This window comes from Flavimobilis sp. BM9 (assembly GCF_058313055.1).
The window spans coordinates 584768-600479 of the sequence record NZ_JBZEMO010000001.1; the positions used below are offsets into that span (position 1 = coordinate 584768).

Here is a 15712-nt window from a genome sequence, read left to right on the forward strand (position 1 = left end):
ACGCGCCGGGGTGCGCTGCACGGACGGACGGTGTCGACCTGGCGACGACCCGGGACGGGTCTGTCGGCGCGGTGAACTCCTGGGGAACGTCCGCCTGGGGACGTGTTCTGGACGTTCAGAGGTCGCTCGGACCGCCTAGCCTGCCCGCGTGACCGCGATCCCGCTCCTGTCCCGTGCGCCCTCGCCGCCGACCGTCCGCCGGGGAGGCTCCGCGCCGGCGGAGCCGGCGCCTTCCCTGCGTGACCCGTGGCCGGACAACGTGCGGATCGTCGCGGCGGTCCTCGTCGTCGTCTGCCACGCGCTCGAACCGGTGCTCGCGCGGTCGGAGACCGCGACGGCGATCTACTGGGCGACGTGGCCGGCGCGCATCCCGGTCTTCGCGCTCGTCGCGGGCTACTTCTCCGACGCGCGCCCGCTGGACCGCCGCCGGTCTGTCACGCTCGTGCGGTCGGTCCTCGGCGTCTACCTCGCGGTCGACGTCCTGGCGTTCGTGCGCCGTGGGCTGGTCGATGACATCTGGCGGTACGAGCCTGCGGTTCCCGCGTTCGGCATGTGGTTCCTGCTGTCGCTGTTCGTGTGGCGTCTGCTCCTGCCGGTGGTGGTCCTCGTGCGGTGGCACGGAGCCGTCGCTGTGGTGGCTGCGCTGGGTGTCGGGTTCTTCGACGAGGTGGGGCAGGACTTCTCCGCAGCGCGGACGGTGACGTTCTTCCCGTTGTTCCTGCTGGGGTGGTGGTTGCGGAGCTGCGGTGCTCGGCAGTGGTGGGCGGCGCAGGACCGTCGCCGTCACGGGTGGCGGGTTGCGGCGGGGACGGTCCTGGGCGCGACGACCGTCACGTTGCTCGTCCTTGCTGGCTCGGTGCCGCGCAAGGCGCTGCGCCTGCTGCCGTACGACGGCGCCTGGGAGGACCAGGTCGCCCAGGCCGGGCTGCGCGGCCTTCTCCTCGCGGTGGCGGCGGGTGGCGCGGTCGCGGTCGTGCTGCTCGTCCCGACGCGGCGTCTGCCGGTGGTGACGTACCTCGGGAGCGGGGCGATGTACGTGTACGTGCTGCACACGCTGCTCGTGAGCCAGGCGCGTTCGGTGCGGCTCTTCGACCACGTGTCGTCTGCAGCGGACCTGGTCGTGCTCGTGGCGGCGGCCGTGCTGGTCGCCCTCGCGCTCGCGTCTGCGCCGGTGCGGCGGGCGACGGGCTGGCTCGTCCAGCCGCGCGGGACGTGGTGGGTGCGTGGCGTCAGCAGCGGGTCAGCGCACGCTCCAGCGCCAGCCGTCGGGCGTCCGGCCGAAGCTCTCGCCGGCACGGGTGGTCCCGCGTCGCCAGGCTGAGCGAGGTGCTGGTGCGGTCGGCTCGGCGTCGCCCTGCTGGGCGGCGGCGAGCCCGGCGATTAGTGCCGCGACCTCGTCGTCGTCGGGGGTGCCGCGGACGATCCGCACGGGAGGCAGCTCGGTCATCGGGACGCTCACTCCTCGTCGTCCTCGTCCTCGTCGCCGAGGTAGGCCACGCCCCAGTGCTGGACGTCGAGCCCGGCGGCCTCGAGCTGGTCCGCGGTCGCGGTGCCGAGGTTCTCGACGAGCGCGAGCTGCGCGTCGTGGTCGAGGTCGTCGTCGAGGTCGACGACGAACGTCAGCTCGAACGTCCCGCTCTCGTCGTCATCGTCCTCGTCGTCCTCGTCGTCGTCCTCCCAGGACTCGGCCGTGTGCCCGGAGACGAGGCCGAGCTGCTGCTCGAACGCCTCGCCGAGGCGCGTGTTGAGGCGTGCGATCCGGTCTTCGAGGTCCCCGACCCGGGGGTCGTCCTCGGCGGTCGCGGCGTCGAACTCGGCGCGCACGCCGACGGCGGTGCTCACGTAGGAGTGCATGAGCGCGCTGAGCTCGTCGACGAGCGCGTGCAGCGGTGTCGCGTCGACGACGAGCGGCGCGCGGTGGCGGGGGTCGACGTCGTCCGGGATGTCGGCGGGGTCGGGGGTGGGTGCAGAGCTGGTCACAGGGGGATGTTCCCATGCTTCTTGGGCGGGAGGGAGGCGCGCTTGGTGCGCAGCGCGCGCAGGGCGCGCACGACCTGCACGCGTGTGGTCGACGGCGCGATGACGTCGTCGACGTAGCCGCGCTGGGCGGCGTCCCACGGGTTGACGATCGCGTCCTCGTACTCCGCGGTCAGGCGGCGGCGCTCGGCGTCCACGTCGAGACCGGCGTCGGCAGCAGCCTTGAGCGCCCCGCGCTGCAGGATGTTGACGGCGCCGCCCGACCCCATGACGGCGATCTGGGCGGTCGGCCACGCGAGGTTGATGTCCGCGCCGAGCTGCTTGGAGCCCATGACGATGTAGGCGCCGCCGTAGGCCTTGCGCGTGATGACGGTGACGAGCGGGACGGTCGCCTCGGCGTACGCGTAGATGAGCTTGGCACCGCGGCGGATGATGCCGTTCCACTCCTGGTCGGTGCCGGGCAAGAAGCCGGGGACGTCGACGAGGGTGAGCACGGGGATGTTGAAGGCGTCGCACGTCCGCACGAAGCGTGCGGCCTTCTCGGCGGCGTCGATGTCGAGCGTGCCGGCCATGTTGAGCGGCTGGTTCGCGACGATGCCGACGGACTGTCCCTCGACGTGCGCGAACCCGACGAGGACGTTGCCGGCGAACAGCGGCTGGACCTCGAGGAACTCGCCGTCGTCGACGATGTGCTCGATGACCGTGCGCATGTCGTACGGCTGGGAGTCGGAGGCGGGGACGAGCGTGTCGAGCTCGAGGTCCTCGTCCGTGACCTCGAGGTCGACGTCGAGGGGGAACGTCGGGGCGTCCGTCATGTTGTTCTGGGGCAGGTAGGCGAGCAGGTGGCGGACGTAGTCAATCGCGTCGTCCTCGTCGGCGCCCATGTAGTGGGCAACACCGGATCGCGTGCTGTGCGTCGTCGCGCCGCCGAGCTCCTCGAAGCCGACGTCCTCGCCGGTGACGGCTCGGATGACGTCGGGGCCGGTGATGAACATGTTGGACGTGCCGTCCGCCATGACGATGAAGTCGGTCAGGGCGGGGGAGTAGACCGCGCCGCCCGCGCTCGGGCCGAGGATGAGCGAGATCTGCGGGATCACGCCCGACGCGGCGACGTTGCGGCGGAAGATCTCCGCGAACTGCGTGAGCGCGGCGACGCCTTCCTGGATGCGTGCGCCGCCGCCGTCGGAGATGCCGATGAGCGGCACGCCGGTGCGCAGGGCGAGGTCCATGACCTTGGTGATCTTCTGGCCGTGCACCTCGCCGAGGCTGCCGCCGAAGACGGTGAAGTCCTGCGAGTAGATGCACACCTGGCGGCCGTCGACCGTGCCGTGCCCGACGACGACGCCGTCGCCGGGGACGCGCCTCTTGTCGAGGCCGAAGTTCGTCGAGCGGTGCGTCGCGTACGCGTCGAGCTCGACGAAGCTGCCCTCGTCGAGGAGCGCCTCGATGCGCTCGCGGGCAGTCTTCTTGCCACGGGCGTGCTGCTTCTCGCGTGCTGCCGCCTCGGGGACGTCGATCGCGGACCTGCGTCGTTCCTGCAGATCAGCGACCTTCGAGGAGGCCGGGGTCGCGTCGGTCGTGTTCACGTCGGTCACCCCCCGAGCCTAGGCCGCGCCCTTCGCGCCGCCAGTGCAGGCCGCGCACGGCTAAGGGCGAGAGATTTCGTCGGGAACGCACAAGCGCGGCCGGCTGACGGGGGCAAGATGGGGTCATGGACGACGTCACTGCGCTGCCCCCGCGTCACCGGCTCGATGCTGAGCTGGTCCAGGACCTGCTGAGGGCGCCGACGGGGATCGCGGCGCGCGTCGTCGTGCTCGGGGAGGTGGGGTCCACGAACACGTACCTCGTCGAGGAGGCGCGTGCGCAGGCGCACGCGTGGCCGTTGCCGTCGCTCGTCGTGGCGGACCACCAGACGCAGGGCCGTGGTCGGCTCGACCGGGCGTGGCAGACGCCGCCGCACACGGCGCTGACGTGCTCGTTGCTGCTCGCCCCCGGCACGCCGCGCGACACGTGGGGATGGTTGCCCCTCCTGACGGGCCTCGCGGCGTCGCGTGCGGTGAGCGCGACGACGGGCGTGCAGGTCCTGACGAAGTGGCCGAACGACCTGCTCGTCGAGGCGCCCGACGGCGAGGACATGCTCGGCTGGGGTGCGCTGCGGAAGGTGGGCGGCATCCTCACGGAGGTGGTCGACGACGAGCGTGTGGTCGTGGGCCTGGGCCTGAACGTGCTGCAGACGGCGGACGAGCTGCCGGTGCCGAGCGCGTCGTCGCTGTGGCTCTCGGGAGCGTCGCCGTCGCGGGAGATGCTGCTGACGGCGCTGCAGGAGTCGCTCGCGGACGTCGTCCGGCAGTGGCGTGACGGGGACGGTGACGCGTTCGCGGCTGGGCTCGGTAGTGAGGTCGAGGCGCGCATGGCGACGATCGGTCGTGAGGTGCGCGTCCTCGTGCCGGGCGGCAAGGAGGTACGGGGCGCCGCAGTGGGGCTCGGGGCGGACGGGTCGCTCCTGCTCGAGCTGGCGGACGGTGAGAGGTGCGAGGTGCGCAGCGGTGACGTGAGCCACGTTCGGACCGTCGGCTCCGCCTAGGATGGGGCCGTGCTCTCCTCCTGGTCCGACGCTGCTGAGCAGCTCATCGCCGCGCTGCTCGGCGGCGGACCCGAGCTGAACCTGGACGAGCTCGCCGAGGAGGCGGGGCTCGAGCCGGAGTTCGCGCAGCGGTACTGGCAGCTCATGGGGCTCCCGGTGACGGACCCGTCGGCGCGCGAGTTCACGCACGAGGACGCGAACGCTCTGCGGCACCTTGCGCAGGAGTCGAGCCGTGAGGGGCTCGACGACCGCACGATGGGCACGCTCATCCGGTCGGTCGGGCACTCGACGGAGCGGTTGTCGTTGTGGCACTTCGAGGCGCTCGTCGATCACGTCGTCCGGCGGGACGGGGTGAGCGACCCGGAGGCGCGCCTCAAGGTGGCGCAGGAGATGTCACGTCTGGCGCCTGCGCTCGAGAAGCAGCTCGTCCATGCGTGGCGCCGGCAGATGGCGGCGCTGGTGGGCAGGCAGGCGGTCGAGTTCGGTGCGGGTGTGCGTCGCGACTCGGTCGCGCGCGCTGAGGGCGGCGAGCTGCCGCTGCCGCGTGCGGTGGGGTTCGCGGACATCGTGTCGTTCACGCGGCTGACTGCTCAGCTCGGTGCGAGCGAGTTCGCGGAGTTCATCCAGACGTTCGAGACGCGTGCGCGGGACATCGTCACGGCGAACGGTGGCCGTGTGGTCAAGACGGTGGGTGACGCGCTGCTGTTCATCGCTGACGACGTGGTGACGGGTGCTGACGTCGCGCTGAGCCTGGCGAGCGCGGACGAGGCTGACATGGCGGTCGCGGGATATGCGGGACGACCCGTGCGCGTGAGCCTCGTGTGGGGCCGTGTGCTGTCGCGGTTCGGTGACGTGTTCGGTCCGAGCGTGAACCTGGCGTCGCGGCTCACGGACCAGGCGGCTCCGTCGACGGTGCTGATGGACCAGGTGACGGCGCACCGTCTGGTGAACAACCCGCGCTTCGCTCAGACGACGCTCGAGCCGCGTGAGGTCGCGGGTCTGGGCGTGCTGACGCCGGTGCGGCTGGACTGGGCTCGCGCGCCCGAGGCGCACTGACCGCGTCGCCTCTGCGGGTCAGGAGACCGGTTGGATGAGCTGCGGCCCTTCGGTGGTCGCGGTGCTGACCGCAGCGCTGACGGGGTACCACTCGAGGTCGGGGACGGGGACGTCGAGAAGGGCCCGGGCGTCGCTGGCGCTCGTCGTGGGAGCGAGCCACTCGGCCCAGAGATCGGGCTGGAGCACGGCGGGCACTCGGTCGTGGAGGTCGAGCATGTCGCCTGTCGCGGCTTTCGTGATGACGGTCGTGGTGACGAGCCAGCGTGCTGGGTCGTCGTCGGCCTTGTCCTTGTCGCGCCAGAACTCGTAGAGGCCCGCGAACGCGGTCACTCCCGCGCTCGTGGGGCGGATGAAGTAAGGCTGCTTTCGGGCCTTCGGGTCGGCGCCCGCCTTCCACTCGTAGTAACCCTCGGTCGGCACGAGGCAGCGGCGGGCCGCCATCGGCTTGGCGAACGCGGGCTTCTCGAGGAGGGTCTCGCTGCGCGCGTTGATCATCCGGGCGCCGCCCTTCGGGTCCTTGGACCAGGACGGTACGAGACCCCAGCGGGCGAGGCGCAGCGACCGCTCGGCTGCCGCTCCCGGTGCCGCACCGCGGGGTGCGCGCTCGACGACGATCCGTACCGGGTCGGTGGGCGCGACGTTCCACGACGCCTGCCAGGCCGCGAGCTCCGGGTCGAGGGGGAGCGTCGGGTCGATCATGAAGGCGTCGAGCAGGTCCTGGGTCTGCCGAAACGAGGCGAAGCGTCCGCACATGCCTCCACTGTCCCGCACCCCTCTGACATCGGCGCGGGAGGCGGCGAGCGGCAGCGGTCCGGTGAGTCCTGGCCGCCGCCCTGCCCGACGGTTCCCCACGGCGTGACACGAGACCGTCGCGACCGCAGAGCTGTGACGCATGCCTCCGTGACAGCCGCTGCCGCGAGGTCTGCCACTGGATCGAATCGATAAGATCGAGCGTGTGAGCCCGCGCCCGAACGACCCCGTCTCAGCCCCGCCCGCACCTCGAGGCGCTGGCTTCAAGTGGGTGCTCATGCTCGGCGCGCTCGCGGCCCTCCCGGCGATCACGGTCGACATGTACCTGCCGTCGCTCCCGACGGTCGCGCTCGACCTCCGCTCGACCGCGGCTGCCGCTCAGCTCACCGTCTCGGGGATGCTGCTGGGTGGCGCCGTCGGCCAGCTCGTCATCGGCCCGTTCTCCGACAGGTTCGGGCGGAGGCTGCCCGTCCTGATCGGCGTCGCGGCGCACGTGCTCGTGTCGCTCGCGTGCATCGTCGCTCCGACGATCGAGATCCTGATCGCGCTGCGCGTGCTGCAGGGCTTCTGCAACGCTGCCGCGTCCGTCGTCGCGATCGCGGTCATCCGTGACCGGTTCGTCGGCGCCGAGGCCGCGCGCCTCCTGTCACGCCTGATGCTCGTCATCGGTGTCGCGCCGCTGTTCGCACCCACGGTCGGCGGGGCGATCGCGTCGCGCGGCACGTGGCACCTCGTGTTCGCGGCGCTCGCGGTGATCGGCGCGGTGCTGCTGGTGATCGTGTGGCGATTCATGCCGGAGACCCTGCCGGGGGACCGGCGCCGCATCGCGGGCCCGCGTGGCGTCTCCGCCGGCTACGCGTCGCTGCTGAAGGACAAGAAGTTCATGGCCGTCGCCGTCATCCCCGGGCTGGGGCAGGCGGTGATCATGTCGTACGTCGTCGGGTCGACGTTCGTGCTGCAGGAGGAGTACGGGCTCAGCGAGCAGCAGTTCGCGATCGCGTTCGCGATCAACGGTGTGGCGCTCGTCGGGTCGGCGCAGCTCAACGCGGCGCTCGTGCGGCGCGTGTCGCCGATGCGGATCCTGCGGGTCGCGCTCGTGGTGCAGATGGGCCTCGGCGCTGCGCTCGTCGCGGTCACCGCGACGGGCGCGGGCGGGCTCGTGGCGCTGCTGTGCGTGCTGTGGCTCGTGCTCGGCATGCAGGGGATGATCCCGGCGAACGCGTCGATGATCGCCCTGACGCCGTACGGTCACATGGCGGGCACGGCGGCCGCGCTCATGGGGGCGATGCAGGCTGGTCTCGCGGGGCTGATCAGCCCGCTCGTCGGCGTGCTCGGCGGGACGGCGGTCGCGATGGCGGCGGTCATGACGCTCGCGGTGGCGCTCGCGGTGACGGTCCTCGCCGTCGCGACGCCCGCCTACCGGCGCGGCGGCGCGTGGGGCGACGCCTGACGCTGGGCGCTCACGCTCGGGCCACTGCTGGCCGGGCATACTGTGGCCCATGCGCATCACCGCCAAGATCGACTACGCCGTCCGGGGCTGTCTCGAGCTCGCGACCACGTACGACGGGGGGTTCGTCAAGGCGGAGAGTGTCGCGACGGCGCAGCAGATCGCGGCTCCGTTCATGCTGTCGATCCTCGGCGACCTGCGTGGCGCCGGTCTCGTCGAGTCGAGGCGAGGAGCCGACGGCGGCTACCGCCTCGCCCGGGACCCTGCGACGATCTCGGTCGCGGACGTGATCCGCGCGATCGACGGCCCGCTCGCGAACATCGCCGGGGTGCAGCCGGAGGACGTCGACTACCAGGGAGCGTCCGCGCACCTGCGCGAGACGTGGGTCGCGCTGCGCGTCGCCATGCGCACGGTCCTCGAGCACGTGACGCTCGCCGACGTCGCCTCGGGCGACCTCCCGCCCGCCGCGACCGACATGCTCGCCGAGCCGGACGCGTGGGTCACGCGCCCGCTGCCGGGAGCACAGGCGCAGGGCTCCCTCTGACGGGCAGTCCTCTCGCAGACCTGACGCGTGGGGGCATGCGTTCCCGTCCGGATGTGGCGGCGTGCCGGAGGGCCGCGGTCCGGCTCTCGGCGGGTGAGTTGTCCACAGTCGCCGCGCGCTCCGCCCGAAAACCCCCTATGGTCTGCTTTGGCGTGCCGCGGGGGCGGCACGCCAGCACCGCGGGGGCGGGGCAGGACGGGGGACGACGTGGACGGTGTGGCCATCCTCGAGCGCGAGGTGCGCGAGCTCATCCGACGCCGGGGGATCGACCCCGAGCGCGACTCGGGCGACCTGGCCGTCCTCGTCCGCGAGGCGGTCGAGGACTACGACCGGCGCTCGGGACGTGGCGTCGTCCCGGCGCTCGCCGACGCCGACGGTGCGACCCGGGAGATCGTCGCCGCTGTCGCAGGCATGGGCCCGCTGCAGCCGTACCTCGACGATCCCGAGATCGAGGAGATCTGGGTCAACGGCCCGCACCGGGTCTTCGTCGCGCGGCGCGGAGTCCCCGAGCTGACGACGACGATCCTCACCGAGACCCAGCTCCGCGACCTCGTCGAACGGATGCTCAAGTCCAGCGGACGTCGCCTCGACCTGTCGTCCCCGTTCGTCGACGCGACCCTGCCCGACGGGTCGCGCCTGCACGTCGTGATCCCCGACATCACTCGGCAGTGGGCCGTCAACATCCGCAAGTATGTCGTTGCCGCTCGCGGCCTCGAGGACCTCGTGGCGCTCGGGTCGCTCACCGTGCACGCAGCACGGTTCCTCGACGCGGCGGTCCGGGCAGGGCTCAACATCCTCGTGTCCGGATCCACCCAGGCGGGCAAGACCACCATGGTGAACGCCCTAGGCGGCTCGATCCCCGCGAAGGAGCGGGTGATCGTGTGCGAGGAGGTCTTCGAGCTCAGGCTCGCGTGCCGCGACACCGTCGCGATGCAGTGCCGCCAGCCGAGCCTCGAGGGGACGGGCGAGATCCCGCTGCGGCGACTCGTCAAGGAAGCGCTGCGCATGCGCCCTGACCGGATCGTCGTCGGCGAGGTACGCGAGGCCGAGAGCCTCGACCTGCTCATCGCCCTCAATGCCGGCATCCCCGGCATGGCGACCCTGCACGCCAACTCTGCACGAGACGCCGTCGCCAAGCTCTGCCTGCTGCCGCTCCTCGCCGGGGAGAACGTCTCGGCGACGTTCGTGGTGCCGACCGTCGCGTCCGCGATCGACCTCGTCGTCCATCTCGGCGTCCGGTCTGACGGGACACGGCGTGTCGAGCAGATCGCGGCGGTCCCCGGCCGCGCTGAGGCGGGGGTCGTGCAGCTTGCCGACGTCTTCCGCACGGTCGACGGCGCGCTGGTCCGTGGAGACGGCTTCCCGCCAGGGCTCGAGCGCTTCGAACGCGCGGGCATCGACATCGCCGCCGAGCTGCGGGCCGCGAGCTGATGGGAGTCGTCGTCGGGCTCCTCCTGGGCGCCGGGGTCTTGTGTCTCTGGCTGTCCTGCTGGGAGCAGCAGGACCGTCCGCGCGGGACGACGCGCGGGGCCCGGATGGACGACGCCCTGCGGGCGGCGGGCCTGCCGGGCGTGCGGGTGCGCAGCGTCGTCGGCATGTGCCTCGGCAGTGCGGTGGCCGTGCTGCTCGTCGCGTTCGCGGCGACACGCTCGTTCCCGATCGCGGCGAGCTTCGCGGTCATCGCAGCCGGGGCGCCGGTCGCGATCGTGAGGCACCGCGCGCGCAAGCACCGCGAGGCGCTCCGTGAGGTCTGGCCCGAGGTCGTCGACCACCTCGCCTCCGGAGTGCGCGCCGGGCTCTCGCTGCCCGAGGCGCTCAGCCAGCTCGCGGTGCGGGGCCCCGAAGAGCTGCGCGAGCCGTTCGCCGCGTTCGCGCGCGACTACCGCGCGACCGGCAGGTTCAACGACTGCCTTGACGACCTCAAGACCCGGATGGCCGATCCTGTCGCGGACCGCATCGTCGAGTCGCTCCGCCTCAGCCGCGAGGTCGGCGGGACGGACCTCGGTCGTCTGCTCCGCACGCTCTCCGCGTTCTTGCGCGAAGACCTCAGGACGCGCGGCGAGCTCGAGGCCCGGCAGAGCTGGACGGTCGCCGGAGCCAGGCTCGCCGTCGCGGGCCCCTGGGTCATCCTCGCCCTCCTGAGCGCCCGTCCCGAGACTGCGTCGGCCTACAGCTCGATCGAGGGTGCGCTCGTGCTCGCCGGAGGCGGCGCGGTCTCGACGTTCGCCTACTGGGCCATGCTGCGCATCGGGCGGCTTCCTGACGACGTGCGGGTGCTGCGATGAGCCCGGAGGAGGTGAAGGGCGCGGCGATCGGGCTCGTGGGCGGCGTCGGGCTGTTGACGATCGCGTGGCGCCTGCGCGCGCGTCGGGTCACCTTCGCCGCGCGCGTAGCGCCGTATGTCGGTCGTCGGGACACCGGGTCGGCGCTGCTCGAGGAGCGTCGCGCCATCACGCCGTTCCCCACGCTCGAGATGCTGGTCGCGCCCTGGGTCGCGACCCTCGGTGGGCTCGTCGCCAGGCTCGGCACACCGACGGTCCAGCTCAGGCGCCGGCTGCAGCGCGCTGGCTCGCGCTGGACGGTCGAGCAGTACCGGGCGCAACAGCTTCTCTGGGGCACGATCGGTCTCGCTGCCGGGCTCTTCTTCGCGCTCGTCCTCTCCGCCACCCGGAACCTCCCAGTGCTGCTGGGGGCAGTCCTCGTGCTCATCGCGGGCGCCAGCGGGGCCATGCTCCGCGACCGGGAGCTCGCCCGGACGATCCGTGCCCGAGACGAGGTCATGCTCCTCGAGTTCCCGACGATCGCCGAGCTTCTCGCGCTCGCGGTGGCCGCAGGGGAGGCTCCGGTCGCGGCCCTCCAGCGCGTCGCCCGGACCGCGAGCGGCGAGCTGGCGCGCGAGCTGCGGATGACGCTCGCGGACGTCCACGCAGGAGCGTCGCTCAGCGGCGCGCTCGAAGGCCTCGCGGACAGGACAGGGCTCGCGCCGCTCAGCAGGTTCGCGGAGGGCGTCGCCGTCGCTGTCGAGCGCGGGACGCCCGTCGCGGAGGTGCTCCGGGCTCAGGCCCAGGACGTGCGCGAGCAGGGGAAGCGGACGCTCATGGAGGTGGGTGGCCGCAAGGAGGTGCTCATGCTCGTCCCGGTCGTGTTCCTCGTCCTGCCGATCACCGTCGTCTTCGCCGTGTTCCCGTCGCTCTTCGTCCTGAGGATCGGGCTGTGACACAGGACGAGGCTCTGCCAGCACCTGCACGACCGGCGCCCGCAGCGGGCGCCGGAACGACCATCAGGAAGGATCACGATGAACCAGGGGACCACGACGTGGCGAGCGCCGGACGTGTCATGGAAGGCGCGCCTCGCTGCGCGCGTCATGATGTCGGGCCCGCGCGACAGGGGAGACGTCCCTGGCTGGGTGCTCGTCACGATGATGAGCGCAGGCCTCGTCATCATCCTGTGGACGACGGCGGGCGGGCTGCTCTCCCAGCTGTTCACGGACGCGGTCAAGAGCGTCAAGGCACCCTGACCCGTCTCGGTACGCGGCTCGGTGCCGCGGACGCAGGGTCTGCCCCCGTCGGGTTCGTCCTCGTCGGCGGGCTCGTCGTCGTGCTGTTCGTCGCGGTGCTCCAGCTCGCGCTCGTGCTGCACGTGCGGACGACCCTCGTCGACGCCGCTGCGGAGGGCGCACGCCTCGCTGCACGCGCGGACAGCACCCCGCGGGATGGCGTCGACCGCACGGCCCACCTCGTGACGAGCTCGTTGTCGGAGAGGTACGCGCAGGACGTCGTCGCAGGGACGGTCACTCGTGACGACGTGCTGCTCGCCGAGGTGACCGTGACGGCCCCCGCCCCGGTGATCGGGCTGATCGGGTCCGCAGGGACGATCACGGTCCGCGGCCACGCGATCATGGAGCAGCAGTGAAGGGCCGGCCGAGGGGAGCTCGTCTCGCTCGACGCGTGCACCTGGGCGACGACGCTGGCAACGCCCAGGTCGAGTTCCTTCTCGTGGCCGTCGTCTTCATCATCCCGCTCGTCTACCTCGTCGTGTTCCTCAGCCAGGTGCAGGCGGCGGCGTTCGCGACCGAGGGGGCTGCCCGGGACGTCCTGCGGGCCTACACGATCGCCGACGACGACGCTGACGCTGCCGCCCGAGCCGTAGCGGCCGTCAAGGTCGCGCTGGAGGACCACGGGCTCGCTGCCGACCGTGCGGCGGTCGAGGTCGACTGCGCCGAGCCGTGCGTCACCCCGGGGCAGGACATATCGGTGCGCGTGCACCTCCGCGTGCCGCTTCCCGGTGTCGCGAGCATCGGGCTCGACAGCATGTCCGTGCCCGTCGAGGCGTCCCAGCGGGGCGTCGTCGACCGCCTGCGAGCCACGCCGTGACGCCCGCGGGAAGGGCGAGGCGACTTGCGCGGCGTCTGCGCGACGATGACAGCGGTCAGGTGCTGGTTCTCGCGATCGGCTTCGTCGCGGTAGCCCTGGCCCTCATCGCCACGGTGGCCGCTGTGACGAGTGTCCAGCTGGAGCGCAAGCGCCTTCTGTCCGTGGCCGACGCAGCTGCCGCGTATGCCGCCGGAACCTTCGACGAGACGCTGTTCCACGCGAACCTCGACCAGGTCGGCGACGAGACCGTGGATCCTGTCATCGTGCTGACCGACGCATCAGTGGCGACGGCCGCGCAGGAGTACCTCGACGACTCCGCTGACGTCGTGCCCCTGCGTGACGTGCGGCTCGTCGCCGGGACATCGCCCGACGGGCAGACCGCCGTCGTCGAGCTCGCGGGCGTGGCACGGCCAGCACTCGTCGGCTGGCTCATGGACGTGCTGGACGACGACGGCGGCGTCCGCATCGTCGTCGAGGGCGCGGCCCGCGGCAGCTGACGTCCCGCCCGCACAGTGAGCGCGCCTGCACACGCAACGTGTGCGTGGGTGCTCGCTCTCCGGCTCGACGAGGGTGGGCGGACGCGGGGCGCTACCGCGTCGTCACGTCGACGTTGTGGCGGAACACGTTGTCGGGGTCCACCTCAGCCTTGAGCGAGCGCAGGCGTTCGAGCGTCGTCGGCGGGAACGCCTCCGTGACCCGCTCGGGGGCGCGGCTCGTCTCAAAGCTCGCGTACAGCCCGACCATGTGCTCGCGCAGCGGCGCCCACACCCGCTCCAACGACTCCTCGGACCGGCCCATCGCCGAGACCGCGAACTGCGCACCCCGGTGCGCGAACGCCGTCGCCTCCGCCGGCACGTCCGTCGTCGCACCGCCCAGCGCACGGATCTGGAAGAAGTAGATCTCGCCCGACGCCAATGCCTCCGCAGCCGCCCGCGCAAAGCCCGGCGTCACCTGCTCCAACAGCCCCGAGCGCGAGTGCGGCTCACCGTCAGACACGTGCCCCTCCTCGGGCGCGTTCGCGATCACCGACTCGTACGTCGTCAACCGCACGTCCTGGCCATACAGAGGCGAGATCGCCGCGATCGGCTGCAACCGCTCCACGATCGTCTCCGCATCGTCCGAGACCACCATCGACATCGTCTGCACCACCGGCGGCCGCCCCGCGCGCGGCGCCCCCGTCAGCAGGAAGCTCGTCAGATCGCGCGGCGCCGACTCGACCGCCGCACCCCACCGCACCAGGTAGTCCGCCGGGTCCGAGAAGTCCTGCGTCAGCACACCCCAGCCGACCTCGCCCACCTCGCCAGCCTCGATCTCGAACGACGTCACCACGCCCAGGTTGCCGCCCGCGCCACGCACACCCCAGAACAGCTCCGCGTTCTCGTCCGCGCTCGCGCGCACCACCGACCCGTCCGCGAGCACCATCTCCACCGCCCGCACGCGGTCGATCGTCAGCCCCTGCGACCGGCTCAGGAAGCCCACACCGCCCGCCGTCGCGAGCCCGCCCACGCCCACACCACCGAAGTCGCCCGACGTCACCGCCCACCCGAACGGCGCGATCACCCGCGCCACGTCCATCCAGCGCGCCCCCGGCTCGACCCGCACGAGCCGCGCCGCCTCGTCGAGCACCTCGACGGCGTTCATGCGCGCCAGGTCCAGCACCAGGCCGCCGTCGTTCGTCGACCGGCCCGAGATGCCGTGCCCGCCCGAGCGCACGCCCAGGTCCAGGTCCGGGTGCCGGCGTGCGAACGCGAGCGCCTCGACCACCTCGGCCGTGCTGCGCGGCCGCAGCACGAGCCCCGGGTTGCCCCCGCGCATGTATCCGCCGCGAAGGCGGTGGAACTCCCGGTCGCCGGGCTCGACCGCGAGCTCGCGCAGGGACTCAGGCACGTCGTCGTACGCGACGCCCTCGCGGCGCAGCGCGAGCGACGCCCGCGGCCGCACCCGCACGCCTGCCGACCCGCCCGGAACCTCCCGGTCCACGGCCTCGCGCAGCGCGGGGGCGACGTCCTGCGCGAACTCCCGCAGCACGTTCGGGTCGTCGCTCGACACGATGAACGTCCCCGCACCCTGCTCGACGACGAGCGGGAGCAGGTCCTCGACCCACGACCCGGCCGGGCCGTCGAGGAAGCCCCGCCGCACGGGCGTGAAGCGCCCGCCGATGTTCAGGAGGCGCCGCACCTCGCGCGGGTCACGGCCCGCAGCCTCCGCGGCCTCGTCGATCGCCGCGTTGCCGCGCGCGAACGCCTGCGTGCCGTTGCCGCCGTCGTCCTGAGCAAGGTAGGAGAGCGACGGCAACCAGCCGTCCGCCTTGCGGCCCACGAGCCGCAGCATGCGCGGCTTGAGCGCGCCGAGCCAGATCGGCACGTCGTGCGCGGGCGCCGGGCCGCGCTTCGCGCCGTCGACCCGGTGGAACGTGCCGCCCGCGCGCAGCGGCGCACGCTCGTGCGTCGCCCACACGCCGCGGATGATATCGATCGCCTCCTCGAGCGCCGTGACGCCCTCGCCGGGCGTCAACCGCCGACCGCCCATCGCCTCGATCGCGTCCCAGAACACCCCCGCACCCAGCCCCAGGTCCACGCGGCCACCCGAGAGCAGGTCGAGGCTCGCGACCGACCGTGCGAGCACGGCAGGCGGACGCAGCGGCAGGTTGTGCACGTTCGCCGCCACCCGGATCCGCGTCGTCTGCGCCGCGACCCAGCTCATGAGTGTCCACGTGTCGAGGAACGCGGGCTGGTACGGGTGGTCCTGGAACGTCACGACGTCGTACCCGAGCTCTTCGCTCAGCTGCGCGAGCGCGACCGTCGCGCTCGGCTGGGCGGCGCCCGGAGTGATGAAGGTGCCCAGCTCGAGGCGATGTCCGTAGTGCACGTGCCGCTCCTGCGTCCGACGGGCTGGCACGTGTGCGCCAGCGGGGGAGCGCCCGACCTGCCGCTCCACCTGACCGCACAACCCCGCTACCGCGGCCCGCATTCCGTGAGGGG

17 protein-coding genes are annotated in these 15712 nt (G+C 72.4%); 12 read left to right on the forward strand and 5 right to left on the reverse strand.

Annotation, left to right across the window (positions count from 1 at the left end):
• The first annotated feature begins 148 nt into the window (after nt 1–148).
• Entirely contained in the window at nt 149–1321 is a 1173-nt protein-coding gene (locus AC4F3Q_RS02550) for an acyltransferase family protein (RefSeq protein WP_491038604.1), read from the forward strand.
• Here the strand turns inward: AC4F3Q_RS02550 and AC4F3Q_RS02555 are convergent.
• From AC4F3Q_RS02555 to AC4F3Q_RS02565, 3 genes are read right to left on the reverse strand one after another with little or no spacing between them, the layout of a single operon-like run.
• Nucleotides 1241–1447 carry an acyl-CoA carboxylase epsilon subunit gene (locus AC4F3Q_RS02555; protein WP_491038605.1) on the reverse strand — a complete coding sequence of 69 codons (207 nt, stop codon included), beginning with the start codon at nt 1445–1447 and terminating at the stop codon, nt 1241–1243. The genes AC4F3Q_RS02550 and AC4F3Q_RS02555 overlap by 81 nt on opposite strands.
• An 8-nt stretch (nt 1448–1455) precedes the next feature.
• Nucleotides 1456–1980, reverse strand: coding sequence for a hypothetical protein (locus AC4F3Q_RS02560; protein ID WP_168446051.1), 525 nt, complete (start codon nt 1978–1980; stop codon nt 1456–1458).
• Nucleotides 1977–3572, reverse strand: a complete 1596-nt coding sequence (locus tag AC4F3Q_RS02565) for an acyl-CoA carboxylase subunit beta (protein ID WP_491038606.1) — start codon at nt 3570–3572, stop codon at nt 1977–1979. Before AC4F3Q_RS02565 ends, AC4F3Q_RS02560 begins: the two co-directional genes overlap by 4 nt.
• A gap of 116 nt (nt 3573–3688) precedes the next feature.
• Here AC4F3Q_RS02565 and AC4F3Q_RS02570 point away from each other — a divergent pair, with 116 nt between their 5' ends.
• Together AC4F3Q_RS02570 and AC4F3Q_RS02575 are read left to right on the forward strand one after the other, a co-directional pair.
• Nucleotides 3689–4561 (forward strand): biotin--[acetyl-CoA-carboxylase] ligase, encoded by an 873-nt coding sequence (locus tag AC4F3Q_RS02570; RefSeq protein ID WP_491038607.1) that lies wholly within the window; start codon nt 3689–3691, stop codon nt 4559–4561.
• Nucleotides 4562–4570: 9 nt separating this feature from the next.
• A complete protein-coding gene (locus tag AC4F3Q_RS02575) occupies nt 4571–5617 on the forward strand; it encodes an adenylate/guanylate cyclase domain-containing protein (protein WP_168446048.1) in 1047 nt (348 codons plus the stop codon).
• Nucleotides 5618–5635: 18 nt separating this feature from the next.
• Here the strand turns inward: AC4F3Q_RS02575 and AC4F3Q_RS02580 are convergent, their stop codons facing one another.
• Nucleotides 5636–6370, reverse strand: a complete 735-nt coding sequence (locus AC4F3Q_RS02580) for an SOS response-associated peptidase (protein WP_491038608.1) — start codon at nt 6368–6370, stop codon at nt 5636–5638.
• Between the two features lie 202 nt (nt 6371–6572).
• Between AC4F3Q_RS02580 and AC4F3Q_RS02585 the strand changes: the two genes are divergently transcribed.
• The 9 genes from AC4F3Q_RS02585 (at nt 6573) to AC4F3Q_RS02625 (ending at nt 13228) form a co-directional block, all read left to right on the forward strand.
• Entirely contained in the window at nt 6573–7817 is a 1245-nt protein-coding gene (locus AC4F3Q_RS02585) for a multidrug effflux MFS transporter (protein ID WP_350308686.1), read from the forward strand.
• 49 nt (nt 7818–7866) lie between these two features.
• A complete protein-coding gene (locus AC4F3Q_RS02590) occupies nt 7867–8358 on the forward strand; it encodes an RrF2 family transcriptional regulator (RefSeq protein WP_491038609.1) in 492 nt (163 codons plus the stop codon).
• Between the two features lie 207 nt (nt 8359–8565).
• On the forward strand, nt 8566–9789 hold the full coding sequence (locus tag AC4F3Q_RS02595) for a TadA family conjugal transfer-associated ATPase (protein WP_491038610.1): 1224 nt from the start codon (nt 8566–8568) through the stop codon (nt 9787–9789).
• Nucleotides 9789–10643, forward strand: coding sequence for a type II secretion system F family protein (locus AC4F3Q_RS02600; protein WP_491038611.1), 855 nt, complete (start codon nt 9789–9791; stop codon nt 10641–10643). Before AC4F3Q_RS02595 ends, AC4F3Q_RS02600 begins: the two co-directional genes overlap by 1 nt.
• Complete coding sequence (locus AC4F3Q_RS02605) at nt 10640–11575, forward strand: type II secretion system F family protein (protein ID WP_491038612.1); 936 nt, start codon at nt 10640–10642, stop codon at nt 11573–11575. Before AC4F3Q_RS02600 ends, AC4F3Q_RS02605 begins: the two co-directional genes overlap by 4 nt.
• A gap of 78 nt (nt 11576–11653) precedes the next feature.
• Nucleotides 11654–11875, forward strand: coding sequence for a hypothetical protein (locus tag AC4F3Q_RS02610; protein ID WP_168445801.1), 222 nt, complete (start codon nt 11654–11656; stop codon nt 11873–11875).
• A complete protein-coding gene (locus tag AC4F3Q_RS02615; protein WP_491038836.1) occupies nt 11872–12270 on the forward strand; it encodes a TadE/TadG family type IV pilus assembly protein in 399 nt (132 codons plus the stop codon). Before AC4F3Q_RS02610 ends, AC4F3Q_RS02615 begins: the two co-directional genes overlap by 4 nt.
• 35 nt (nt 12271–12305) lie before the next feature.
• Nucleotides 12306–12731, forward strand: coding sequence for a pilus assembly protein (locus tag AC4F3Q_RS02620; protein ID WP_491038613.1), 426 nt, complete (start codon nt 12306–12308; stop codon nt 12729–12731).
• Nucleotides 12732–12790: 59 nt separating this feature from the next.
• Nucleotides 12791–13228, forward strand: coding sequence for a hypothetical protein (locus AC4F3Q_RS02625; protein WP_491038614.1), 438 nt, complete (start codon nt 12791–12793; stop codon nt 13226–13228).
• A 91-nt stretch (nt 13229–13319) separates the two neighbouring features.
• Here AC4F3Q_RS02625 and AC4F3Q_RS02630 read toward each other — a convergent pair whose 3' ends face one another.
• The gene (locus AC4F3Q_RS02630; RefSeq protein ID WP_491038615.1) at nt 13320–15599 is read right to left on the reverse strand and encodes an LLM class flavin-dependent oxidoreductase; all 2280 of its coding nucleotides are present in this window, start codon (nt 15597–15599) and stop codon (nt 13320–13322) included.
• Nucleotides 15600–15712 lie beyond the last annotated feature (113 nt).

Excerpts from the sequence above, each read along its gene's own strand:
- AC4F3Q_RS02555 (WP_491038605.1), bottom strand. The coding sequence starts at position 1,447 with ATGACCGAGCTGCCTCCCGTGCGGATCGTCCGCGGCACCCCCGACGAC.
- AC4F3Q_RS02570 (WP_491038607.1), top strand. The coding sequence starts at position 3,689 with ATGGACGACGTCACTGCGCTGCCCCCGCGTCACCGGCTCGATGCTGAG.
- AC4F3Q_RS02580 (WP_491038608.1), bottom strand. The coding sequence starts at position 6,370 with ATGTGCGGACGCTTCGCCTCGTTTCGGCAGACCCAGGACCTGCTCGAC.
- AC4F3Q_RS02590 (WP_491038609.1), top strand. The coding sequence starts at position 7,867 with ATGCGCATCACCGCCAAGATCGACTACGCCGTCCGGGGCTGTCTCGAG.
- AC4F3Q_RS02600 (WP_491038611.1), top strand. The coding sequence starts at position 9,789 with ATGGGAGTCGTCGTCGGGCTCCTCCTGGGCGCCGGGGTCTTGTGTCTC.
- AC4F3Q_RS02605 (WP_491038612.1), top strand. The coding sequence starts at position 10,640 with ATGAGCCCGGAGGAGGTGAAGGGCGCGGCGATCGGGCTCGTGGGCGGC.
- AC4F3Q_RS02610 (WP_168445801.1), top strand. The coding sequence starts at position 11,654 with ATGAACCAGGGGACCACGACGTGGCGAGCGCCGGACGTGTCATGGAAG.